Origin of the sequence: Bradyrhizobium sp. STM 3843 (assembly GCF_000239815.1) — a bacterium.
In the GTDB taxonomy this organism is placed as follows: Bacteria; Pseudomonadota; Alphaproteobacteria; order Rhizobiales; family Xanthobacteraceae; genus Bradyrhizobium.
Map to the genome: position 1 here is coordinate 1 of NZ_CAFK01000009.1, position 22,932 is coordinate 22,932.

The following is a 22,932-nucleotide window of genomic DNA, read 5'->3' on the forward strand; positions in this document are numbered from 1 at the left end:
AACATGGATCGCGCCGGCAATCCCTACTATCAGCGGCTGAGAGACGTGCTGGTGCTCGCAGAGAACGGCGAGGTCAGGCTCAACCGCGCGCTCGCCAATTGGTACGCCTCGCCGTTCGACGAGCCCTACCACCCTGCCCTGATCGACATTCTCGGCGCACCGCTCAAACCGTCGCAGCTGTGGAATCCCGACGCCGTGCTGCGTGTCGAAGACATCCAGCATCGCGCCGACACCCAGGACCGGCTCGACAAGGCCGCCGCCACGCAGATGGTGTTCGAGGACGCGCTTATCCATGTTGTCGATCATCTGTTGCGCACGACGGGAGCGCGGCGGCTGATCCTGACCGGCGGCGTGGCGCTGAATGCGGTCGGCAATATGCGGCTGCTCGAATATTTCGACGAGGCCTGGTTCGCGGCAGCGCAGGCGCGCAAGGCGCGCCTGCATCTGTGGGTGCCGCCGGTGCCGGGCGATCCCGGCGTTCCCATCGGCGCGGCCTGGCTGTTTGCGCACCTGGCGGGCGCACCGCGCGGCACGCCGCTGGATCACGCCTTCTATTGCGGCCTGGCGCCGACGCGGACGGAGATCGAAGCCGCGCTCAGCGCCGATGACGTCGCGGCCGAGGAGATCGGCGAAGTCGCAACTCCAACCGGACGCGGCGCAGTCGCGGACCTCATGGCCTTCATGGTGGCGCAAGGCGGCGTGATCGCGCTTTATCAGGGCGCCGGCGAAACCGGACCGCGCGCGCTCGGCCACCGCTCCATCCTCGCCAACCCCTGCGATCCCGATGTCCGCGAGCATCTCAATGCGCGGGTGAAGTATCGCGAGGCGATCCGCCCGCTGGCGCCAATGGCGACGTTGGAGGCGGCGCGCGACCATTTCGTGCTCGAGGACGGGGCGTCAGACGCTGACTACAATGCCTATAACTACATGGTGCTGACGGCGCATGCGAAGCCGCATGCCCGCGACAGGATTCCGGCCGTGATCCACGCCGACGGCACCGGGCGCATCCAAATCGTGCGCGAGGGCTGTGATCCCTTGACCTACGCCTATCTGAAGGCGATGGGGCGTCATGTCGGCGTCGAGATGTCCGTCAACACCTCGTTCAATGTCGCAGGTCCCATCGCGCAGACCCCGCAACAAGCGGTCGAGACCCTGCGCCGCGCCAAGGGGCTCGACGCTGTCATCATGGTGGCAAGTGACGGCACCGCTTACGCGGTGCGCCATGGCAGCGACCACGACAGCGGGCGGTTTTCGGATTGGCAGAAGCGCTGGCAGCGCAGCTCGCGTTGAGTGTCGGGGGCCGAACCGATGTCGCGACCCAGCCCGTCGCCAGACCGGCGCGTTAGTCCACGTCCTCGATTTCCGCGCCGGGCGTGGTGCCAAAGGCGCGCTGTGCCAGGGTCGCGGCCATGAACTCGTCGAGATCGCCGTCGAGCACGCCAGCGGTATCGGACGTCTGCACGCCCGTGCGCAGGTCCTTCACCATCTGATAGGGCTGCAGCACGTAGGAGCGGATCTGGTGGCCCCAGCCGATGTCAGTCTTGGCCGCCTGTTCGGCGGCGGCCTTCTCCTCGCGCTTCTTCAGCTCGATCTCATAGAGTCGCGCCCGCAGCATGTCCCATGCCTGCGCGCGGTTCTTGTGCTGGGAGCGGCCGGCCTGGCAGACCACCGCGATGCCGGTCGGAATATGAGTCAACCGCACCGCTGATTCGGTCTTGTTCACGTGCTGGCCGCCGGCACCACCGGACCGCATCGTGTCGGTGCGGACGTCAGACTCCTTGATGTCGATCTTGATGGAGTCATCGATGACCGGGAAGATCTGCACCGACGAGAACGAGGTATGGCGCCGCGCGTTGGAGTCGAATGGGGAGATCCGGACCAGCCGGTGCACGCCGGCCTCCGTCTTCAACCAGCCATAGGCGTTGTGGCCGGAGATCTGGATCGTGGCCGACTTGATGCCGGCCTCTTCTCCCTGGGACTCCTCAAGATACTCGATCTTGAATCCGTGCTTCTCGGCCCAGCGCGCGTACATGCGCAGCAGCATCTGCGCCCAGTCCTGGCTCTCGGTCCCGCCGGCGCCGGCATGTACCTCGAGATAGGTGTCGAACTTGTCGGCCTCGCCGGACAGCAGAGCCTCGAGCTCGCGCCGCGCGACCTCCTTCTTCAGGTCCTTCAGCGCATTCTCGGCCTCGGCGACCACACCGGCATCGTTCTCAGCCTCGCCGAGCTCGATCATCTCGATGTTGTCGTTGAGCTCGCGCTCGACCTTGCCGATGCCGGTCAGCGAATCCTCCAGGGAGGTCCGCTCCTGCATCAGCCTTTGTGCTTTTTGGGGGTCGTTCCAGAGATTGGGATCTTCGGCGAGCTTGTTCAGCTCAGCCAGCCTTGCCGTCGATGTCTCGACGTCAAAGATGCCTCCTCAGCAGCCCGACCGACTGCTTGATCTCTTCTACAATTTTCTCGATCTCAGCGCGCATATCGCTCTCTTCGAGCCGCGGCTCAAACAGCCGCAGCGACAATCCTGCACCGGGATGTAGCGGCGCACGACGCAAAGCGCAACCGCAGTGCGTCGCGAACTGACCGGTTTCGCACTGCGCTAATACAGGCTGCCCGTCCCCGGCCGCATGAAGAAGCCGCCATTGTCCGGTTGGCCGCCGCTCTGAGACGGCATCGCACCCACACCGCGCTGATCCGCATCGGCGACACCGATGACCGAGTAGTTATCCGGCGGCGCCGTACCCGGCTTGAATGCTTCCATGATGGTGCGGCCGGAATCGCCGGGACCTGCGCGCATGCCGGTCTTGGAATCGACGCGGACCAGCTTGATGCCGGCGGGGATCTTGAACGGCGTCGCCGGCTTGTCGGCCAGCGCGAGCTTCATGAAATCGCGCGCGATCGGCGCCGCCAGATGGCCGCCGGTCGCCGCGTTGCCCCGGCCAAGCGGACGCGGCTTGTCGTAGCCCATGTAGATGGCGACTGCGAGGTCCGGCGAGAAGCCGACGAACCAGGCATCCTTGGCCTCGTTGGTCGTGCCGGTCTTGCCGGCGATCGGCTTGCCAACCTCCTTGAGGGCGGTTGCGGTGCCCGCATTGACCACGCCTTCCAACATCGAGGTGATCTGGTAGGCGGTCATGGTGTCCAGCACCTGCTCGCGACGGTCGACAAGCGGCGGCTCGGCCTGATTGTGCCAGCCATCCGGCGCGTCGCAGCCGCGGCATTCGCGGGCATCGTGCTTGAAGATGGTGTGGCCATAGCGGTCCTGGATGCGATCGATCAGCGTCGGCTTCACGCGGCGGCCGCCATTGGCGATCATCGAATAGGCCGTCACCATGCGCATGGCGGTGGTCTCGCCGGCGCCGAGCGCGTAGGATAGATAGTTCGGCAGCTCGTCATACACGCCGAAACGCTTGGCATATTCGGAGATCAGCGGCATGCCGATATCCTGAGCCAGCCGCACGGTGACCGTGTTCAACGACAGCCGCAGCGCGTTGCGCAGCGTCGTCGGGCCGAGATATTTGCCCGAGGAGAAGTTCTCCGGACGCCAGACGCCGCCGCCCTGCCCCTGGTCGATCTCGATCGGAGCGTCGACCACCTGGGTCGACGGCGTGTAGCCGTTGTCGAGCGCCGACGAATAGACGATCGGCTTGAACGACGAGCCGGGCTGCCGATAGGCCTGGGTGGCGCGGTTGAATTGACTCTGATCGAAGGAGAAGCCGCCGACCATCGCGAGCACGCGTCCGGTGTTGGGATCCATCGCGACCATGGCGCCAGAGACTTCAGGCAGCTGCTCGAGCCGGTACTGGCCCTCGACGGGATTGCCTTCCTTGTAGAGCGGATCGGCATAGATCACGTCGCCCGGCTGCAGCACCTGCGACACCGCCGTCGGCGTCTTGCCGCGCAGATTGCCGGAGGCAGCGCGCGCCCACCTGACGCCGTCGAGCGTGATCAGTCCGGTCTGCCGTTCCTTGCTGACGGCGCCGCCGAGTTCGCGGCCGGGCTGGAATCCGATCCGCGCCGACTGGTCGCTGATTTCAAGCACCACGGCCATGCGCCAGGGCGAGATATCGGCAAGCGACTTGATGTCGGCCAGCTTCACGCCCCAGTCGCCGGACACGTCGATCTTGCTGACCGCCCCGCGCCAACCCTGCTCCTGATCGTATTTGACGAGGCCCGCGACCATCGCCTTTCGCGCCATGACCTGGATCTTCGGATCCAGCGTGGTGCGCACCGACAATCCGCCCTCGTAGAGCTTCTTCTCGCCATAGCGCTCGAAGATGTCGCGACGAACCTCCTCGGCAAAATATTCGCCGGCGAAGATGTGGGCGCCGGTGTTCCGGCTTGCGATCGTCAGCGGATCCTTGCGCGCCTTGTCGGCATCGGCCTGCTTGATCCAGCCGTTCTCAAGCAGACGATCGACCACGTAGTTGCGGCGCTCGATGGCACGGTCATGGTTGCGGATCGGATGCAGGCTGCCCGGCATCTTCGGCAACGCCGCCAGATAGGCCGCTTCGGCCACCGTGAGCTCGTTGACGGACTTGTCAAAATAAACGAGCGAAGCAGCCGCCACGCCATAGGCGCCCGAGCCCAGATAGATCTCGTTCAGATAGAGCTCGAGGATCTTGTCCTTGGAATAGGTTCGCTCGATGCGCATCGCGAGCAGCGCTTCCTTGATCTTACGGGTGAACGACACCTCGTTGGTCAGGAGGAAATTCTTGGCGACCTGCTGCGTGATGGTGGACGCGCCTTGCGGACGGCGGTTCGAGCCGAAATTCTGTGCGTAGACGACGGCGGCGCGCGCCATGCCCGTGAAATCGATGCCGCCATGCTCGTAGAAATTCTTGTCCTCGGCGGCGAGGAACGCATTGATCACGAGCTTGGGAACGGCCTGGATCGGCAGGTACAGCCGCCGCTCCTTGGCATATTCACCGACCAGCGAACCATCCACGGCGTGGACACGCGTCATCACCGGCGGCTCGTAATCTTGCAGCTGCGAGTAGTCCGGCAGATCCTTGGAGAAATGCCAGATCAGCCCGGCGACCCCGGCCACGCCGACCAGAAAAACGACAGTCCCCGCGGCGAACAGGAAGCCAAAAAACCGCACCAGAAAGCGCATCGGCAAATATCCGTTTCAACTCTCGTTCGTCTCTCGGCTCGGACATCCAGCGCCTCACAGGGCACATCGGTCAAGAACCACGCGGGCGGCAATGACGCCGCATGAGCCGTCTTTAGGAACCTTGCACAGGCAAGCCTATCACAAGTTCACCAGAGTGGAATCTGTCCCGATTCCCAATCACTCGCGGTACGCTTATAAGGCGGTTGCTGTGGCCAAACTAGGGCTTTGGCCGGGCTGGCGATTTGGGCTCCGGGCGCGGTCCGGATGCATTGGCGATACGCTTGGCGAGGAACGAATCGACGGCACGTGCCATCGCGTCCGCCGTCTTCGAACGCCAGCTCTCCGAGATCAGGTTACCCATGTCACCCTTGTTCGAGACGTAGCCGAGTTCGACCAGCACCGACGGGACATCGGGCGCCTTGAGCACGCGGAAGCCAGCGGATTTCAACGGCCGCTTATGCATATGCACCGTGGCTTTCATGTCATTCATCAACAGATGGGCGAACCGGTTGGAAAATGTTCGGGTTTCGCGCCGCGCCAGATCGATCAGGATGTCGGCGACATCCGTCGGCTCGTCGGTCAGATTGACGCCGCCGATGGCGTCCGCGCGGTTTTCCGCCTCGGCCAGCCGCTCGGCTTCGGCGTCCGAGGCCTTGTCGGACAGCGTGTAGATCGTGGCGCCCTGGGCGGTGCCTTCGCCGCGTGGCAGGGCATCCGCGTGGATCGAGACGAACAGATCCGCCGATTGTTTTTGCGCGATCTTCACCCGATCCCCCAGCGGAATGAAGGTATCGTCGTCGCGGGTCATCACGACGTGGTATTTGCCGGTCTTCTCCAGCCGGTCACGCAACGCGAGGCCGAACGCAAGCACCAAGTCTTTCTCCGGAACCTCGCCGGTCTGGGTGCCATTGTCGACGCCGCCGTGGCCGGGATCGATGACGACCACCGGCCGTCCATCGGGAGGAGCAACAGGCGCCTGGGTCGCCGGCGTGGTGGCCGCGGGCGCCTGAATGGAGGGCGGACCGCCCGATGAGCCGAGCGCGCCGGCATTCGCAAGGGCCTGCGTCGGTGCCGGGCGGCTTTCAGTCCCAATCAATTGGGCAAAAGTGGCTTGATCCACCTCTTCCAGCTCCAGCACCAGCCGGGCCGGCTGGCCATTGACCGAGTCGAGCACGGAAGCGGCGGTGATCCGCACCGGGCCGGTGACATCGAATACCATTCGCGAGCCGCCCGGCAGGACCAGTCCGTAACGGAACGCCTTGATCAAGCCGCGCCCACCGGCGCCCGCCCCGGTCGGAAGATGGAAACTGACCTGTGGCAAGTCGACGACCACCCGATAAGGGTCGCCCAGCACAAAGGCGCGAAATGCGACCGGTTTATCCAGGTCCAAAACAAAGCGGGTCTGCCGGGAATCACCCGCAAGCCTGGCGTCGGAGGCGATCGGAACGGCTGGCGCCTGGATGGCGGGTACTTGGATGGCCGGCACAGGCGTCTGCGCCCATACTGCGGTATTGCCAGCGCATAACATTTCCGTGACGCACAGACATGCGCATCCCAGCCAAAATGAACGATTTGCCCGGTCAGCCAACGATTCCACGCCTCCGCATGCTCTCTTAGCGCAATCAAACCACAGGGTTAAATGCCAACTTTAGTCACCTCCCTCAAATTGGGTAAATTGCGGCGATTGTTGCGGTTCCGCGACGCCTCCCTTGCACGCACTCTCCATTCCACGTATGTACAAGAGGCTGAAGACTCATACTTACTGCCGGTTGTGTCGCGTTCAGCCTCCCCGGTGCCACGCCGGATCTTCGTGCTCTAGATGATCGAAAAGCGCGAGGATTCCAGCACCCGTCCCCTCCTCAGAACCTGCGCGTCCCGCGCGGTTTCGTTGAGGGGTCGGTGACGCACCCGAGCGGGGCCGGTTCCCAGGGCCACTCATTCCGAGACGCCCAGGCGCTGCGCCAGACACGGCATAGCCCGATACCACGCCCTCGACGGGGTTGGTATCGAAATCCAAGGCAAGCGTTTCGGCGCAATCTGGCCTTCAGCATGAGACCGGCGGTACCCACTGCCGCCCACGTGTTCAGACGGGCCGACGCTTGATGCGCCATACTGTATTGCCGACCAACACTCGCGGGATGTCCGCACCGATGCGGGGCCAAGGTCCCGCCCGGCGGATCGATCCGCGGGTTCTGCGGTCGGCGCGGCGCAGTGTTAGGCGTTTAGGCCTTCCCCTCACCCCCGAATCAGGTGGACCGTCGCGTCGTCCGACAGCGCGCCACGCGCTCGCGGCCAGCCGCGTCCGTCGCCTTCAAGAGTTCCAATATGCCCAACAAGATGTTGATCGATGCTACCCACCCGGAAGAGACCCGGGTGGTTGTCGTCCGCGGCAATCGCGTCGAGGAGTTTGATTTCGAGACTGCCCAACGCAAGCAACTGCGCGGCAATATCTACCTCGCCAAGGTCACGCGGGTCGAACCTTCGCTGCAAGCCGCTTTCGTGGAATATGGCGGCAATCGCCACGGCTTTCTCGCGTTCAGCGAAATCCATCCCGACTATTATCAGATCCCGGTTGCGGATCGGCAGGCGCTGATCGAGGCCGAAGAGCGCGCGCATCGCGAAGCCGAGGAAGAAAACGAGAGCCGCGCGAACCGGCGTCGCAATCGCCATCGCAGTTCGCGACGTCGCGGCAGCGGCGAGCGCGTCCAGAGCGAAATCGTCGAGGGGACCGAGGCGGCAGCAGCGATGCCGCACGCCGAAGGCCATGAGCCCGAGGAGCATCATCTCGAGAGCCATGATGTGGAGCCCCACGATCTGGAGCCTCATGCGCACGAACCCGAGGGTGACCGCTTCGAGGCCCATCACGAAGGCTACGGCGACGACGACGAGGCCGAATCCGACCGCGTGCAGGGCTTCGGCGAAGCCGGTCTCCACCAGGCGCGGGAGGTCGACGAGCATCATGCCGGTGACGACCATCATCACGACGACGACCATGATCATGATGACGATGATGATCATCCGGACGACGACGTCCATGATGAGGAGCATGACGAACGCGGGCACGCCGCAGGGAGCGTCGTTGCCGAACGAGCCGAGGGCGAGGCACCGTCCGACATCCCCGTAGTCGGGTCCGAGAATCTGACCATGGCGCCGGGCGCCGAGCATCATGAAGCCGATGCTGCAGGCGAATACGGCGCGGAGCGCGCGGACCTGCACGATCATGATGACCACGTCCATGACGATCATGACGAGCACACCGCCGCCGATACCGAACAGGTGCATGAGGGCAGCGGCGTCAGCATCGTCCCGCAGGATGAGAACGGTGTCGCCCGCGGTGACGACCACCACGACGACGAGGACGAGGACGGCGAAGAGGCCGAGGAAGAGGTCGTCGAGTCCGTCGGCGGCGACGATGTGCTCGAAGAGGTGCCGGAGCGACCGTTCCGTCCCCGCCGCCAGTACAAGATCCAGGAAGTCATCAAGCGCCGCCAGGTGATGCTGGTCCAGGTGGTCAAGGAAGAGCGCGGTAACAAAGGCGCGGCGCTGACGACCTACCTGTCGCTGGCCGGCCGTTACGCGGTGCTGATGCCCAACACCGCGCGCGGCGGTGGCATCAGCCGCAAGATCACCTCGGCCCAGGACCGCTCGCGCCTGAAGGAAGTGGTGCAGGATCTCGACGTGCCCGAGGGCATGGGCGTCATTCTGCGCACGGCCGGCGCCAACCGCACCAAGCCCGAGATCAAGCGCGACTTCGAATATCTGCTGCGGCTGTGGGAAACCGTCCGCGACATGACCTTGAAGTCGCAGGCGCCGACCCTGGTCTATGAGGAAGGCTCGCTGATCAAGCGCTCGCTGCGCGATCTCTACAACAAGGAGATCGACGAGATCCTGGTCGCCGGCGAGGCCGGTTACCGCGAGGCACATGATTTCATGAAGATGCTGATGCCGTCCAACGTGCGGGCGGTGAAGCAGTATCGCGACGGCCAGCCGCTGTTCTCGCGGATGGGGGTCGAGAGCCAGCTCGATGCGATGTTCTCGCCGACGGTGCAGCTGCGCTCCGGCGGCTACATCGTGATCAACCAGACCGAGGCACTGGTCTCGATCGACGTCAACTCAGGCCGCGCCACCCGCGAGCACCATATCGAGGACACCGCGCTCAAGACCAATCTCGAGGCCGCCGAGGAAGTCGCCCGCCAGCTCCGGCTGCGCGATCTCGCCGGACTGATCGTGATCGACTTCATCGACATGGACGAGAAGCGCAACAACCGCGCGGTCGAGCGCAAGCTCTCCGACTGTCTGCGGCAGGACCGCGCACGGATCCAGGTCGGTCGCATTTCGCATTTCGGCCTGCTGGAGATGTCGCGCCAGCGCATCCGCGCCAGCGTGCTCGAAAGCTCCACCGAGCCCTGCCCGCAATGCGGTGGCACCGGCCATGTGCGCTCGGTGTCGTCGGTCGCGCTGCAGCTGCTGCGCAGCCTCGAAGAGGTGCTGATGCGGGGCGCGACGCACAACCTTGTCGTGCGCACCCGCACGGAGGTTGCGCTCTACGTGCTGAACCACAAGCGCGGCCATCTGCGCGATCTCGAGAACAGCTTCAAGGTTTCGCTCGCGGTGATCGCCGATCCGACGGTGAGCGGACAGCAGGCCTTCGTGATCGACCGCGGCGAGCAGGTGCATACGCTCGAAGCGGCCAAGGCGCTGGTCGCTGCGCAGGCGTCCGCTCCGGCGCTGGTCGCCGATGACGTCGAGGACGAAGATGAGCCGTTCGATCTCGAGACCGAGTCCGAGGTGGAGACGGACGAGACCGAAGGTCTGTCTGACGAGACGACCGCAGATGGTGCCAATGGCGAAGGCGAGCGCGAAGGCCCGCGTCGCAGGCGTCGCAGGCGCCGGCGCGGCCGAGGTGGCGAGGCGCGCGAAGGCGCGCAGCCCGAGGGAGCCGTCGCAGCACATCCATCCGAAGCGGGCCAGGCCGCGGATCTGACGGCCGAAGACGCCGAAACCGACGACGAGGACGCGGACGAGCAGCCCGCCTTTGCCCACGGCGAGCCGCAGGGCGACCAGCCCAACGGCGAACGCCGACCGCGGCGGCGCGGCCGACGTGGCGGGCGGCGGCGCCGCGGTGGCGCCGATGACGGGCTCGCGGCCTCGATCGCCGATGATCTCGCGCCGCCTGCGGCCTCCGAAGTCGAGACGGCGGTTGCTGATTTCGACGGCAACGGCGGAGCTCTGCATCAAGATGCGCCTGGCGAACCGGCTTCAGCCGTGTCCGAGGCGACAGCGGGCGCAACGGATCACGAACCGGTCGCCTCGGCGCCCGTCCCTGCTCCGCAGCCTGTCGTCACCCAGGAAGCCGAGCAGGAGGAGCCGCAAAGAGCGGAGTCGGACAAGACGCCGCGCCGTTCGACGGTTCGCGAGAAGGTCAGCTTCTTCACGCAGCCGAAGCAGGACGCGCCCGCCCCCATGGTCGATGTCGGCGCGAGCGAGCCATCGTCGCCTCCGCCCGCCCCTGCTGTCGAACCGCAGGCCACGGAAGCCGCGCCGGCGCCGAGCGAGACGCCCGGACCGCGCCGCGCCGGCTGGTGGTCGCGCCGCTTCGGCGGCGGGCAGTAAGCGACCGGCCAGACAACCCTCTCAAAAGCAAACGCCCGGCCATCCAGCCGGGCGTTTTCATATCTGCGAGACGGCAGAGGCTCAGCCGGTAGTGACGGCGGTCTCGACGTCGGAGGGATCGATCTCCTGGTTCAGGCGCTTCTGCAGCCGCTCATGATCGAGCTCGCCTTCCCACCACGACACGAACACGGCAGCGATGCCGTTGCCAGTGATATTGGTGAGCGCGCGCACCTCGCTCATGAACTTGTCGATCGAGAACACGATCGCCATGCCCGGCACCAACGCCGGGCTGACCACCGACAGCGTCGCCGCAAGGGTGATGAAGCCCGCGCCGGTGACGCCGCTTGCGCCCTTCGACGTCAGCATCGCCACGACCAGGATGGTCAGCTGCTGGCTGAAGCTCAGATCGACACCGAGCGCCTGCGCGATGAACAGCGTCGCCAAGGTCATGTAGATGTTGGTGCCGTCGAGATTGAAGGAATAGCCGGTCGGCACCACGAGGCCCACCACCGGCTTCGAGCAGCCGAGCCGCTCGAGCTTCTCCATCAACTGCGGCAGCGCGCTTTCCGACGAGCTGGTGCCGAGCACGATCAGGAGCTCGTCCTTGATGTAAGCGATGAACTTGAAGATGGAAAAGCCGATGAAGCGGGCGATCAGGCCGAGCACGAGCACCACGAACAGGGCAGCCGCGAGATAGAACAGCGCGATCAGGCCAATCAGGTTGCCGAGCGCGGCGGGCCCGAATTTTCCGATCGTATAGGCCATGGCGCCGAACGCGCCGAGCGGAGCCGCCTTCATCACGATCGCGATGACGCCGAACACCGCATGCGCGGCATCGTCGATCACATCGCGCAGCCGGTGGCCACGCTCGCCGAGCGCCATCAGCGCAAAGCCGAACAGGATCGCGAACAACAGGACCTGCAGGATATCGCCGCGCGCCAATGCGCCGACCACGCTGTCAGGGATGATGTTGAGGACGAAGTCGACGGTCTTCTGAGCCTCCGCCTGCTTCACGTAATTGGCGACCGCGGAGGCATCCGGCTTGGCGGCAAGGCCGTGTCCGATCGGGACCAGATTGCCGACGATAAGGCCGATGACCAGCGCAAAGGTCGAAACGATCTCGAAATAGACCAGCGCCTTGACGCCAACTCGTCCGACCTTGCTCGCATTCTGAATATGCGCAATGCCCGACACAACCGTGCAGAAGATGATCGGCGCGATCACCATCTTGATCAGCTTGATGAAGCCGTCGCCAAGCGCCTTGACCCAGTCGTTGGTGGCAACACTTGGCCAGAGCCAGCCAACCAAGACGCCAATGACAATGGCGATCAGGACCTGGACATAGAGAATCTTGTACCAGGGCTTCTTCGCCGTCTGGGGCCGGTCATACGTCCCGGCCTGGGTTGCTGCCACCATGGCGTTCCTCATCCTACGCGTGCAAGGGCGCTACATCGGCCCTCATCGAAGCGCACCTGACACAAATTGGCGCGCCACTGTCAATGGCGGCAACGCCGGTAAACCACTGGTTGGCTTATCCGAGCCAATGCCCGATCCGCCGCACCGCTTCCCGCATATCGTCAGCTGATCGTGCATAAGAAAAGCGCACGAAGCTGCGGCCATGGATGGGGTCGAAATCGAGCCCTGGCGTCGCAGCAACGTGGATCTCCTCCAGCATCCGTTTGGTGAATTCGAAGCTGTCGGAGGTAAAGTCGGACACGTCGGCATAGAGATAGAACGCGCCGTCGGCCGGCAGGAATTTGCGCAAGCCTGCGGTCGGAAGCCCCTCGATCAGGATGCGACGGTTCTCCTGATAGCCATGCTTGATGGCGTCCATCTCGGTCCGGCCGTCGAATGCCGCTTCCGCCGCGATTTGCGAGAGCGTTGGCACCGAGATCGCAAGGTTTTGCTGCAGCCGCTCGACCGGGCGAACCAGCGCGTCCGGCACCACCATCCAGCCGATCCGCCAGCCCGTCATGCAAAAGTATTTGGAGAAGGAATTGATGACGAGCGCATCGGGCGACAGCTCGGCTGCGGTCACCGCCGGGAAGGCATAGTCCAGTCCGTGATAGATCTCATCCGAGATGAAGCGGATGCCGGCGCCATGGGCGGCCGCAAGAACGCCCGCCAAGGCTTCGCGCGACATCATCGTACCGGTGGGATTGGCGGGGCTCGCGACCAGCACGCCCTTCAGCGGCGCCTTGCGGTGCGCTGCGAGCAACGCCTCGCCGGTGAGCGCGTGGCGCGTCTCGCTGCTGGTCTCGATCAGCACCGGCTCGCAGCCGAGCGCAGCCAGGATGTGGCGATAAGGCGGATAGCCCGGCACGGTCACCGCGACGCGGTCACCGGGCTCGAACATCGCCAGGAAGGCCAGGATGAACGCGGCCGATGATCCCGTGGTGATCACGATCCGCGCCGGATCGACGGTGCAGCCATAAGTCTCGCGATAGTGCCGCGCGATCCGTTCCCGCAGCGAGCTCATCCCCAGCGCCGAGGTGTAATCGATCCGCGCCGTCTCCAGGGCCTGATGGGCCGCCGCGATCGCAGTGCGGGGCGCCGGCGCGGCCGGCTGGCCGACCTCCATGTGGATCACCTGGCCGCCAGCCGCCTCGATTCGCTCGGCGGCCGCCATCACGTCCATCACCATGAACGGCGGAACATCGCTGCGCCGCGAGGGCGAAAGCAGGCTTGCAATCCGTGGTTCCATTTTGCTCGTCAGTGTCGCCTCGACCATCGATATCTGCTATTGACCCCGGCTGTTTGGGCCCGGCTGCTCAACCTTGCGGCGCGCGCCGGGATTAAGCCTTTTTGCGCCGCAGATGAGCCGCATTCCGCGGTTTGGTGGGCAATAGCCCGTATCGAGCCCCGCGCCAATTGCAAAGATCGCCTTGATGTTGCTCCGTATCGTGCCTCGCAAGAACCTGTCCGGTCTGGTCTCCGCCGTGGTCGCCGCGGCGCTGGCGCTCGCCCCAGTCGCCCCGGTCTCGGCCCAGGAGGGCAAGGGGGGACCGCCTATACTGCGCGACACCGAGACCGAGGTGCTGCTGCGCGAGTATACGCGCCCGATTCTCCGCGCCGCGGGCCTCGAGAAGCAGAATATCCAGATGGTCATCATCAACGACGCCTCGTTCAACGCGTTCGTTGCCGACGGCCGCCGCATCTTCGTCAATTACGGCGCGATCATGCAGTCGGAGACCCCGAACCAGCTGATCGGCGTGCTTGCCCACGAGACCGGCCATCTCGCCGGCGGCCATCTCGCCAAGCTGCGCCAACAGCTGGCGACCGCGCAGACGCAGATGATCATCGCCACCGTGCTCGGCGCTGGTGCGCTTGCGATGGGCGCGCGCAGCGGCAGCGGCAGCGGGCTTGCCAATGCCGGCGCCGCCGCGCTCGCCGGTCCCGGCGAGATGATCCGGCGCTCGCTGTTGTCGTATCAGCGGCAGCAGGAGGAGAACGCCGACCGCGCCGGCGTCAAGTTCCTGACTGCGACCGGCCAGTCGCCCAAAGGCATGTACGAGACCTTCAAGCGCTTCACCAGCGAGAGCCTGTTCGCAGCCCGCGGCGCCGATCCCTACCTGCAATCGCACCCGATGCCGGCGGATCGTGTCGAGGCACTGGAGGGGCTGGCCCGGCAGAGCCCCTATTGGGACAAGAAGGACGAGCCGTCACTCCAGCTGCGTCATGACATGGCCCGCGCCAAGATCTCGGCCTTCATGGAGCGGCCGGATACCGTCGCGCGGCGCTACCCCTTGTCGGATACTGGCCTGCCGGCGCGCTATGCCCGGGCGATCTCGACCTATCTGCATGGCGATTTGCGCAGTGCGCTGGCGCAGATCGACACATTGATCCAGGTCCAGCCGAACAACCCCTATTTCTATGAAGTGCGCGGCCAGGCGCTGCTTGAGGGCGGCCGCCCGGCGGAGGCCATCGCGCCACTGCGCAAGGCCGTTCAGCTCTCCAACCATGCCCCCCTCATCGAGATGTTACTTGGGCAGGCCTTGGTCGGCACCGACAATAATGCCTATACCGACGAGGCGATCGCGATCCTTCGCGCTGCGGTATCGCGCGAAGGCGAAGCGCCGCTCGGCTATAGCCAGCTCGCGATGGCCTATGGCCGCAAGGGCGATTATGCGGAGGCCGATCTCGCTTCCGCCCAAGCGGCCTTCCTTCGCGGCGACAACAAGACGGCCCGCGAGCTCGCCTCGCGCGCCAAAACCCGTTTCGCGGTCGGCTCACCGGGCTGGGTGAAGGCCGACGACATCGTTTCGGCAAAACCGCTTCCCGGCCAAAAAGGCGAATAGACTTTGCGGTATCATCTCGCGCTGCGCCCGTCAGACCCGACCACGACCAACGATAAGGACACGACCGTTTTGACCCAGAGAGCCATTCACATGCTGCCCCTTCGCCCTCTCTTTGCCTTTGCAGCGCTGTTCGCACTCGCGCTGTGCGGCGCGCCGCAGGCGGTGTCCGCCGAGAGCTTTTCCGACGGCCAGCGCGGCGAGATCGAGACCATCATCAAGAACTACCTGGTCTCGCATCCCGAGGTGCTCGAGGAGGCGATGACCGAGCTCAGCAAACGTCAGGCGGCCGCGGAAGCCGCCAAGCACGAGGCCTCTATCGCCAGCAACGCGGACGCGATCTTCAACTCGCCGCGCGGTGTCGTGCTCGGCAACAAGGACGGCGACGTGACCTTCGTCGAGTTCTTCGACTACAATTGCGGCTACTGCAAGCGCGCCATGGCCGACATGCTCGACCTCATCAAGAACGACAGCAAGCTGAAGATCGTGCTGAAGGAATTCCCGGTGCTGAGCCAGGGCTCGGTCGAGGCGGCGCAGGTCGCGGTCGCCGTGCGTATGCAGGCGCCGCAGAAATACCTCGATTTCCACCAGAAGCTCTTGGGCGGCCGCGGCCCCGCCGACAAGGCGCATGCGCTGGCGGTGGCGAAGGATCTCGGGCTGGACATGGCGCGCATCGAGAAGGACATGGCGAGCCCCGAAGCCAAAGCGACGATCGAGGAGAATTTCAAGCTCGCCGAGGAGATGGGCATGAATGGCACGCCCAGCTATGTGATCGGCAAGCAGGTCGTGATCGGCGCCGTCGGGCTCGAAGGCCTGAAGGAGAAGATCGGTGTTGCCCGCTGCGGCAAGGCGACCTGCTGATTCACATCCTACTACGTACTGAACGTACCGCTTCATCGTCCCATAAAGGCCGGCTGACCAATCAGCCGGCCTTTTCTCTTTATGCGGTCATCTTGTGTTCACCTTGATGAGCGCCGGTTCAGAACAGTGCGAGCGGCGACAAAATCCTGGAACCAATCGCGCTGCACGGAACATCTCCAATCCCCTGCAGTTGTCGGCGCGGGCAATGCCGAAAACACGAGGAGGACTGAAATGACTAATCGCTTGATGGTAACCGTTGCTGCAATCGCGCTGATTGCCGGTGCCGGATTTGCGCACGCGCAAGGCGCGGGTGCCGGGGGCCACGAATCCGGCGGCGCTGCGATGCACGGTGGCGCGTCGACCGGCGGAGCTGCAGGCGGCAGCGCGGGTGCAGCGATGAATCGCGACAGCGCGTCGCCTTCAGCGGGCGGCTCGTCCGAGATGAAGTCGAGCCAATCTGACGAGAAGGCGGGAACCAAGGGCAAGCAGGCCGAAGACAACATGCGCGGTCCGCAGGGTCAGAAGTCGAAGAGCATGAGCTCGGAGAACGAGACCAAGGGCGGCAAGGACATGAAGGCTGAAGGTCGCGAAGGCCACGACAAGAACATGAAGGCCGAGGGCCGGGACAGCAAGACCGGCACCAACAACGCGGAGAACCGTGAGGGCCGCAGCAACACCAACATGAACGCGGAGACCAAGACCGGCGGCGATCGCTCGCAGGTCACCACCGGCCAGGCGGGCGCCGGCGCCAAGCTCTCGACCGAGCAGCGCACCAAGATCACGAGCGTGATCCGCAGCCAGCACGTCGAGCCGGTCACCAACGTGAACTTCTCGGTCTCGATCGGCACCCGCGTGCCGCGCGACGTGCACTTCCATCAGCTTCCGACCGACGTCGTGACCGTCTATCCGGAATGGCGCGGATTTGACTACATCCTGGTCCGGGACCAGATCGTCGTGATCGATCCGAACACCTACGAGATCGTGGCGGTTCTCGACACCTGATCCCGACCAGGCGGGTGACGAGATTCCAGGTGACGAAACTTGGGGCGGGCAGCGATGCCCGCCCTATTCATGGGTGGGACAATCCACCTGCGGGGTCGCGGTCGGCCCTGCGTGGTTAATCAGCGATTTCCACAGCTTCGCCCGGGCTCTTCGCAGGGGATGCGAGCGGTTTCGGGTAAGATCCTGCCCTGCGAAAGGCTTCCCCTTCGCAGTTTTGTTACATATAACCCCCGGCCAGCCAGTGGAGTGGATTTGACATTCGCTGCCCATTCTGCGGCAGGCCGCAAAGCGAATGTCAAATCCAAAGCCCACTGGCATCAAGAACTTGCTGGTGGTCCTTCAATTCCAACGTTCGCAAACGATCCGGGCATCGGGGATGCGACGATCGGAATTGGACCAGTAGCCGCCAAATTGCCGGGATTAGGATGGCCGAAACCCCTCAGCGGACGATTTATGTTCTCAATGGACCCAACCTGAATCTGTTGGGCACCCGCGAGCCTGAGACCTATGGTCATGCGACCCTCGCCGATGTCGAGAAGCTGTGCGTCGACACCGCGGCTGCCTATGGCCTGACGGCCGAATGCCGTCAGTCGAACCACGAGGGCGTCCTCGTCGATGCGATCCACGAGGCCCGGGCCAAGCAGGTGATCGGTATCATCATCAACGCCGGCGCCTATTCTCACACCTCGATCGCGTTGCACGACGCGCTGATGGGGGTGAAAATCCCCACCGTCGAGGTGCATATCAGCAACATTCACGCTCGCGAGAGCTTCCGACACCATTCTTTCACCGCGAAGGCAGCGTTTGCATCCATTTGCGGCTTCGGCATTGACGGCTATCGGCTCGCGATCGCCGGTCTCGCGGAGAAGATTGGCGCCGAAAACACCAAGGCGAAGGCCTGACGTCTCGCCGCCCCAAAGAACACCAAGCAGAAGAGTTTTGGATCACCATCATGGCGCGCCAGCCCAATGAGAAGACCCCCGCGAAATTCGAAGACAGCGAGCTGATCCGCGAGCTCGCAGCCCTGCTCGACGAGACCAGCCTGACCGAGATCGAGCTTGAACGCGCCGGATTGCGGATTCGCGTGGCCCGCAACGTCACCGTGGCTGCCGCTGTGCCCGCTGCCGTGCCGTCCGCCGCGGCAGCCATGCCGGTTGTCGTGGCCGCCGCTGCAGCTGCTGCGAGCGCCGACCTGTCGAAACATCCGGGCGTCGTGCCGTCGCCGATGGTCGGCACCGCCTATTGGGCGCCCGAGCCCGGCGCCAAGCCATTCGTCGAGGTCGGCGCCAAGGTCGCGGTCGGCCAGACCTTGATGATCATCGAAGCCATGAAGACGATGAACCAGATCCCCTCGCCGCGGGCTGGGACGGTCACCCAGATCCTCGTCGAGGACGGCCAGCCGGTCGAGTTCGGCGAGCCGCTGGTGATTATTGAATAGAGGCGAATAGCGAATGGCGAGCAGCGACTAGGCTCTCGTCTCGTCCCCTCCTCGCCGTTCGCTACTCACCATTCGCCCATCGAGGCAACATGTTCGACAAAATTCTCATCGCCAATCGCGGCGAAATCGCCCTCCGCATCCTGCGGGCCTGCAAGGAGCTCGGCATCTCCACTGTCGCGGTCCACTCGACCGCGGACGCTGATGCCATGCATGTGCGGCTCGCCGATGAAAGCGTCTGCATCGGCCCCCCGCCTTCGAAGGACAGCTATCTCAACATCCCCGCGCTGCTCGCGGCCTGCGAGATCACCGGCGCCGATGCGGTCCATCCCGGCTACGGCTTCCTGTCCGAAAATGCGCGTTTTGCGGAAATCCTGGCTGACCACAACCTGCATTTCATCGGCCCGAAGGCTGAGCACATCCGCCTGATGGGCGACAAGATCGAGGCCAAGAAGACCGCAAAGCGCCTTGGCATTCCCGTGGTGCCCGGCTCGGACGGAGCCGTGACGCCCGACCAGGACGCGATGGCCATCGCCCGTCAGATCGGCTTTCCGGTGCTGGTGAAGGCCGCAGCTGGTGGCGGCGGACGCGGCATGAAGGTCGCGCATACCGAGGGCGATCTTGCGCTCGCGCTCACCACCGCCGCCAATGAGGCCAAGTCGGCGTTCGGCGACGCCTCGGTCTATCTGGAAAAATATCTGCAGAAGCCGCGGCACATCGAGATCCAGGTGCTCGGTGACGGCCGCGGCGGCGCCATCCATCTCGGCGAGCGCGACTGCTCGCTGCAGCGCCGTCACCAGAAGGTCTGGGAAGAAGGCCCCTCGCCTGCGCTGGATGCCGCAGGCCGCGCCAAGATCGGCCAGACGGTCGCAAAGGCGATGCAGCAGCTGAAATATATCGGCGTCGGCACCGTCGAATTTCTCTACGAGGATGGCGAGTTCTACTTCATCGAGATGAACACCCGCATCCAGGTCGAGCATCCCGTGACGGAGATGATCACCGGCATCGATCTGGTGCTGGAGCAGATTCGCATCGCCGCCGGCGGCGATCTGCCGATGAGCCAGGACGAAGTCGTCATCAACGGCCACTCGATCGAGTGCCGCGTCAACGCCGAAAACCCGGTCAGCTTCCGCCCGTCACCCGGCAAGATTCTTCAGTACCATCCGCCAGGGGGGCTGGGCGTCCGCATCGATTCGGCGGTCTACCAAGGCTACGTGATCCCACCCTATTACGATTCGCTAGTCGGCAAGCTGATCGTGCACGGCAAGAGCCGTGTCGAATGCCTGATGCGGCTCCGGCGCGCGCTCGACGAAATGGTGGTCGATGGCGTCGAGACCACGCTGCCGCTGTTCAGGGCGCTGGTGCGCGAGCCCGCGATCATCGACGGCGACTACCATATTCATTGGCTGGAGCAATATCTGGCTGGGCAGAAAGCCGAATGACGCGCGCGTTTTTTACGCCCGCCGGGAACTAAATCGGCGCACAAGCGTTCTGCCCGTTCGGGAGTTCGGTCCCGTGGGGGCATCCATTTTTCAGCCAACAATGAGTATGCGTCGTGGCGCCTGAGGTGAGACACAGGCGCGCGCTGGGCCAGATCCTGCTGCTGTCGGCAGGCTTCCTGGTCTTGGTCGCCATCAGCACGGCCTCCGTGCTGCTGGTCAACAAAGCACGCGAGGATAGCGCGTGGGTGGTCCACACCATCGAGGTCGAGAATCAGGTCAACACGCTGTTGCTCGATGTCCGCCGCGCCGAAAGCAATGCGCGCGGCTATCTGCTGACGCGTGACGACCAGTTCCTGACCGCACACGACGAGGCCGTAGCGGCGATCCGCCCCGACCTCGACAAGCTGGCGAGCCTCGTCACCGACAATCCGATGCAGAAGGGCCATCTTGCCAAGCTGCGCGCCGAGATCGAAACCCGGCTCAGCCAATTCGAGCGCGAGAAAGCACTGGCCGCCGGCGGCGACGACGCGGCTGCAACCGCGCTGGTCCGCAGCGCGGCATCTGGAAACACCAACGCCAATATCGGCGCTGTCGCCGACCTCATGCGTGCCGAGGAAGCGCAACTGTTCGCGCAGCGGTCGGCCAATGCCGATCACAGCCAGAGCCTGGCGACGCTCGTGACCATCACGGGCTCCGGGCTGGTGGTGCTGCTCGCCTGCCTTTCCGTCGTGCTGGTCCGCCGTTCCACCCGCGCCCGCGACGAGGCCGAAGCGCGCTTGCGCGAGAACTATCTCAATCTCGAGGCCACAGTCGACGAGCGCACGGCGGATCTGCGCGAGGCCAATGACGAGATCCAACGCTTCGCCTATATCGTCAGCCACGACCTGCGCTCGCCGCTGGTGAATATCATGGGCTTCACCAGCGAGCTCGAGGAGCTGCGCAACGACATCTTCCGGCGGATCGCCATGCTGGCGCGCACAGCCTCCGCTTCGCCGCCGCCGGCCGAAGGAACGGACCCCGAGCTCGAGGGCGCCGACCAGCAGCTCTCGGAGGATTTTTCCGAGGCACTCGGCTTCATCAAATCGTCGATTGCCAAGATGGACCGCTTGATCACCGCGATCCTGAACCTGACCCGCGAAGGGCGCCGCGAATTCGTGCCGACCCGGATGGACACGCGCGAGCTGATCGAGGCCGTCGTGACGACCCTCGCTCATCAGGCTGCCGAGGCCAATGCGACGATCCGGATCGAACCGCTGCCGACCATCGTCAGCGACCGCCTCGCGCTGGAGCAGATTTTCTCCAACCTGATCGACAATGCGATCAAATATCTGAAGCCTGGCGTGCCCGGGGACATCGCGATCCGCGCCCGCACCAAGCTCGGTTTTGCGATCTTCGAGATCGCTGATAATGGCCGGGGGATTGATCCCAAGGATCACCAGCGTATCTTTGACCTGTTCCGTCGCGCCGGGGCTCAGGACCGGCCGGGACAGGGCATAGGACTTGCACATGTGCGGGCACTGGTTCGGCGATTGGGTGGAACCATGTCGGTCGCATCGGAGCTCGGACAAGGCAGCACGTTCACGATAACGCTCCCGATCAACTGGAACGCCAGCAACCGGAACTCAGACCGATGACCATGCCCGTGACGATCATCATGATCGAGGACGATGAGGGACACGCCCGCTTGATCGAGCGGAACATCCGCCGTTCCGGCGTCAACAATGAGATCGTCCCGTTCACCAACGGTACAGATGCCGTGAGGTACCTGTTCGGAGACGACAGCAGCGGCGTGGTGCAAAAAGGCCGCGCGCTCCTGATCCTGCTCGATCTCAATCTGCCGGACATGACCGGCATCGAGATTCTGCGCATGGTCAAGGAGAACAAGTTCCTGAAGAGCGCGCCGGTCGTCATCTTGACCACGACCGACGACTCGCAGGAGATCAAGCGATGCTACGAGCTCGGTTGCAACGTCTACATCACCAAGCCGGTGAACTACGAGAGTTTCGCCAACGCCATTCGCCAGCTCGGCCTGTTCTTCTCGGTCATTCAGGTTCCGCCGACCCTATGAGCTCGACGTCGCCCACGCTGCTCTATATCGACGACGACGCGGCGCTGGCCCGGCTGGTCGAGCGCGGCCTGGCGCGGTTGGGCTTTGCAGTGGAACATGCCTCCAGCGCCGCCGAGGGGCTCGCCCGGCTCGAACAGGGTGGCATCGATGTCGTGGCGCTCGACCAGTACATGCCGGGCCTCGACGGGTTGGAGACGCTGGAGCGGATCATGGCGCAGCCCGATCCGCCGCCGGTGGTGTTCGTCACGGCGTCGCAGGATTCGAAGATCGCGGTGACGGCGCTGAAGGCCGGCGCTGCCGATTATCTCGTCAAAGACGTACAGGGCGAGTTCATTCCGCTGTTGCAGGTCGCGGCCGAAGGCGCCCTGCGCCAGGCGCGGCTGCAGAAGGCCCGCGACGAAGCGGAAGCCGAGGTCCGGGCCTCGCGCGACCGCTATGCGGCGCTCGCCGCCGAGCGCGAGGTGCTGCTGCGCGAGGTCAATCACCGCGTCGGCAACTCGCTGCAGATCATCGCCTCGCTGCTGCACCTGCAGGCCAACACCAGCACGCAGGATGACGTCAAGGCCGCGCTCACCAATGCGATGGGGCGGGTGGCGGCGGTGGCGCAGGTGCACCGCCGGCTCTACACCTCGCACGACCTGAAGAGCGTGCTGCTCAATCAATATCTCGATGCGCTGCTGGAGGATCTCCGCCGCTCCGCCGAGGGCAACCGGATGTCGCGGCTGACCTTGAAGGCGGAGCCGGTCGAGATCGATCCGGACCGCGCGGTCGCGATCGGCATCGTCGTCAACGAACTCGTGATGAACGCGGTCAAATACGCCTATCCCGATTGCCCCGGTCCGATTCATGTCGAGCTGAAGCTCGATAGCGACGAGATCCTGTTATCGATCGCCGACAACGGCGTGGGACTGGAAGCGTCCGGCAGCGATCCGCGCTCGACCGGCATGGGTCAGCGCATCGTCAGCGCGATGGCCACCAAGCTCGACGCCACCGTGCAGCCGGATCCGAACCACCAGGGCACCAAGTTCGTGGTCCGGTTCCGGCGCACCAAGGAGGCGCCGCGACCTGCCGCCGCTGCGGCCAGCTGAGCGCGACGGAGCCGA

At 64.5% G+C, this 22,932-nt stretch carries 17 protein-coding genes; 11 read left to right on the forward strand and 6 right to left on the reverse strand.

Features of this window, described 5'->3' with window-relative positions:
* Positions 1–1,290 (forward strand): carbamoyltransferase C-terminal domain-containing protein (locus BRAS3843_RS01255; RefSeq protein WP_035980524.1); only part of this gene is annotated, 1,290 nt, incomplete at its 5' end.
* 52 nt (positions 1,291–1,342) lie between these two features.
* Here BRAS3843_RS01255 and prfB read toward each other — a convergent pair.
* The 4 genes from prfB to BRAS3843_RS42460 form a co-directional block, all read right to left on the reverse strand.
* Positions 1,343–2,477, reverse strand: a protein-coding gene (gene prfB, locus BRAS3843_RS01260) for a peptide chain release factor 2 (RefSeq protein ID WP_139024688.1) whose coding sequence is annotated in 2 segments (ribosomal slippage) — positions 1,343–2,407 and positions 2,409–2,477 — 1,134 coding nt in all. Because the reading frame shifts where the segments join, the coding sequence is not laid out codon by codon here.
* A gap of 119 nt (positions 2,478–2,596) precedes the next feature.
* Entirely contained in the window at positions 2,597–5,113 is a 2,517-nt protein-coding gene (locus BRAS3843_RS01270; protein ID WP_008966862.1) for a penicillin-binding protein 1A, read from the reverse strand.
* A gap of 217 nt (positions 5,114–5,330) precedes the next feature.
* Complete coding sequence (locus tag BRAS3843_RS01275; protein WP_050886324.1) at positions 5,331–6,701, reverse strand: N-acetylmuramoyl-L-alanine amidase; 1,371 nt, start codon at positions 6,699–6,701, stop codon at positions 5,331–5,333.
* A 647-nt stretch (positions 6,702–7,348) separates the two neighbouring features.
* Positions 7,349–8,395 carry a hypothetical protein gene (locus BRAS3843_RS42460; protein WP_277996468.1) on the reverse strand — a complete coding sequence of 349 codons (1,047 nt, stop codon included), beginning with the start codon at positions 8,393–8,395 and terminating at the stop codon, positions 7,349–7,351.
* Here BRAS3843_RS42460 and BRAS3843_RS01280 point away from each other — a divergent pair.
* Positions 8,390–10,726 carry a ribonuclease E/G gene (locus BRAS3843_RS01280; protein ID WP_277996469.1) on the forward strand — a complete coding sequence of 779 codons (2,337 nt, stop codon included), beginning with the start codon at positions 8,390–8,392 and terminating at the stop codon, positions 10,724–10,726. The two genes, BRAS3843_RS42460 and BRAS3843_RS01280, sit on opposite strands and share 6 nt — an antisense overlap.
* A gap of 81 nt (positions 10,727–10,807) precedes the next feature.
* Here the strand turns inward: BRAS3843_RS01280 and BRAS3843_RS01285 are convergent, their stop codons facing one another.
* Complete coding sequence (locus BRAS3843_RS01285; RefSeq protein ID WP_008966865.1) at positions 10,808–12,142, reverse strand: dicarboxylate/amino acid:cation symporter; 1,335 nt, start codon at positions 12,140–12,142, stop codon at positions 10,808–10,810.
* 115 nt (positions 12,143–12,257) lie between these two features.
* Complete coding sequence (locus BRAS3843_RS01290; protein ID WP_008966866.1) at positions 12,258–13,457, reverse strand: aminotransferase class I/II-fold pyridoxal phosphate-dependent enzyme; 1,200 nt, start codon at positions 13,455–13,457, stop codon at positions 12,258–12,260.
* Positions 13,458–13,614: 157 nt separating this feature from the next.
* On the opposite strand from BRAS3843_RS01290, the gene BRAS3843_RS01295 reads away from it, so the two are divergent.
* The 9 genes from BRAS3843_RS01295 to BRAS3843_RS01335 all read left to right on the forward strand — a co-directional run bounded on the left by BRAS3843_RS01295 (position 13,615) and on the right by BRAS3843_RS01335 (position 22,917).
* Entirely contained in the window at positions 13,615–15,024 is a 1,410-nt protein-coding gene (locus BRAS3843_RS01295) for a M48 family metalloprotease (RefSeq protein WP_008966867.1), read from the forward strand.
* A gap of 90 nt (positions 15,025–15,114) precedes the next feature.
* Complete coding sequence (locus BRAS3843_RS01300) at positions 15,115–15,882, forward strand: DsbA family protein (RefSeq protein ID WP_035980525.1); 768 nt, start codon at positions 15,115–15,117, stop codon at positions 15,880–15,882.
* A 231-nt stretch (positions 15,883–16,113) separates the two neighbouring features.
* A complete protein-coding gene (locus BRAS3843_RS01305; protein ID WP_008966870.1) occupies positions 16,114–16,884 on the forward strand; it encodes a DUF1236 domain-containing protein in 771 nt (256 codons plus the stop codon).
* A 425-nt stretch (positions 16,885–17,309) separates the two neighbouring features.
* The gene (gene aroQ, locus BRAS3843_RS01310; protein ID WP_008966871.1) at positions 17,310–17,786 is read left to right on the forward strand and encodes a type II 3-dehydroquinate dehydratase; all 477 of its coding nucleotides are present in this window, start codon (positions 17,310–17,312) and stop codon (positions 17,784–17,786) included.
* 50 nt (positions 17,787–17,836) lie between these two features.
* Complete coding sequence (accB, locus tag BRAS3843_RS01315; protein ID WP_008966872.1) at positions 17,837–18,322, forward strand: acetyl-CoA carboxylase biotin carboxyl carrier protein; 486 nt, start codon at positions 17,837–17,839, stop codon at positions 18,320–18,322.
* A gap of 89 nt (positions 18,323–18,411) precedes the next feature.
* Positions 18,412–19,761 (forward strand): acetyl-CoA carboxylase biotin carboxylase subunit, encoded by a 1,350-nt coding sequence (gene accC / locus BRAS3843_RS01320; RefSeq protein ID WP_008966873.1) that lies wholly within the window; start codon positions 18,412–18,414, stop codon positions 19,759–19,761.
* A 113-nt stretch (positions 19,762–19,874) separates the two neighbouring features.
* Complete coding sequence (locus BRAS3843_RS01325; RefSeq protein ID WP_008966874.1) at positions 19,875–21,395, forward strand: CHASE3 domain-containing protein; 1,521 nt, start codon at positions 19,875–19,877, stop codon at positions 21,393–21,395.
* A complete protein-coding gene (locus tag BRAS3843_RS01330) occupies positions 21,392–21,829 on the forward strand; it encodes a response regulator (protein ID WP_008966875.1) in 438 nt (145 codons plus the stop codon). Before BRAS3843_RS01325 ends, BRAS3843_RS01330 begins: the two co-directional genes overlap by 4 nt.
* The gene (locus tag BRAS3843_RS01335) at positions 21,826–22,917 is read left to right on the forward strand and encodes a response regulator (protein ID WP_008966876.1); all 1,092 of its coding nucleotides are present in this window, start codon (positions 21,826–21,828) and stop codon (positions 22,915–22,917) included. The genes BRAS3843_RS01330 and BRAS3843_RS01335 overlap by 4 nt, the downstream gene beginning before the upstream one ends.
* The last annotated feature ends 15 nt before the right edge of the window (positions 22,918–22,932 follow it).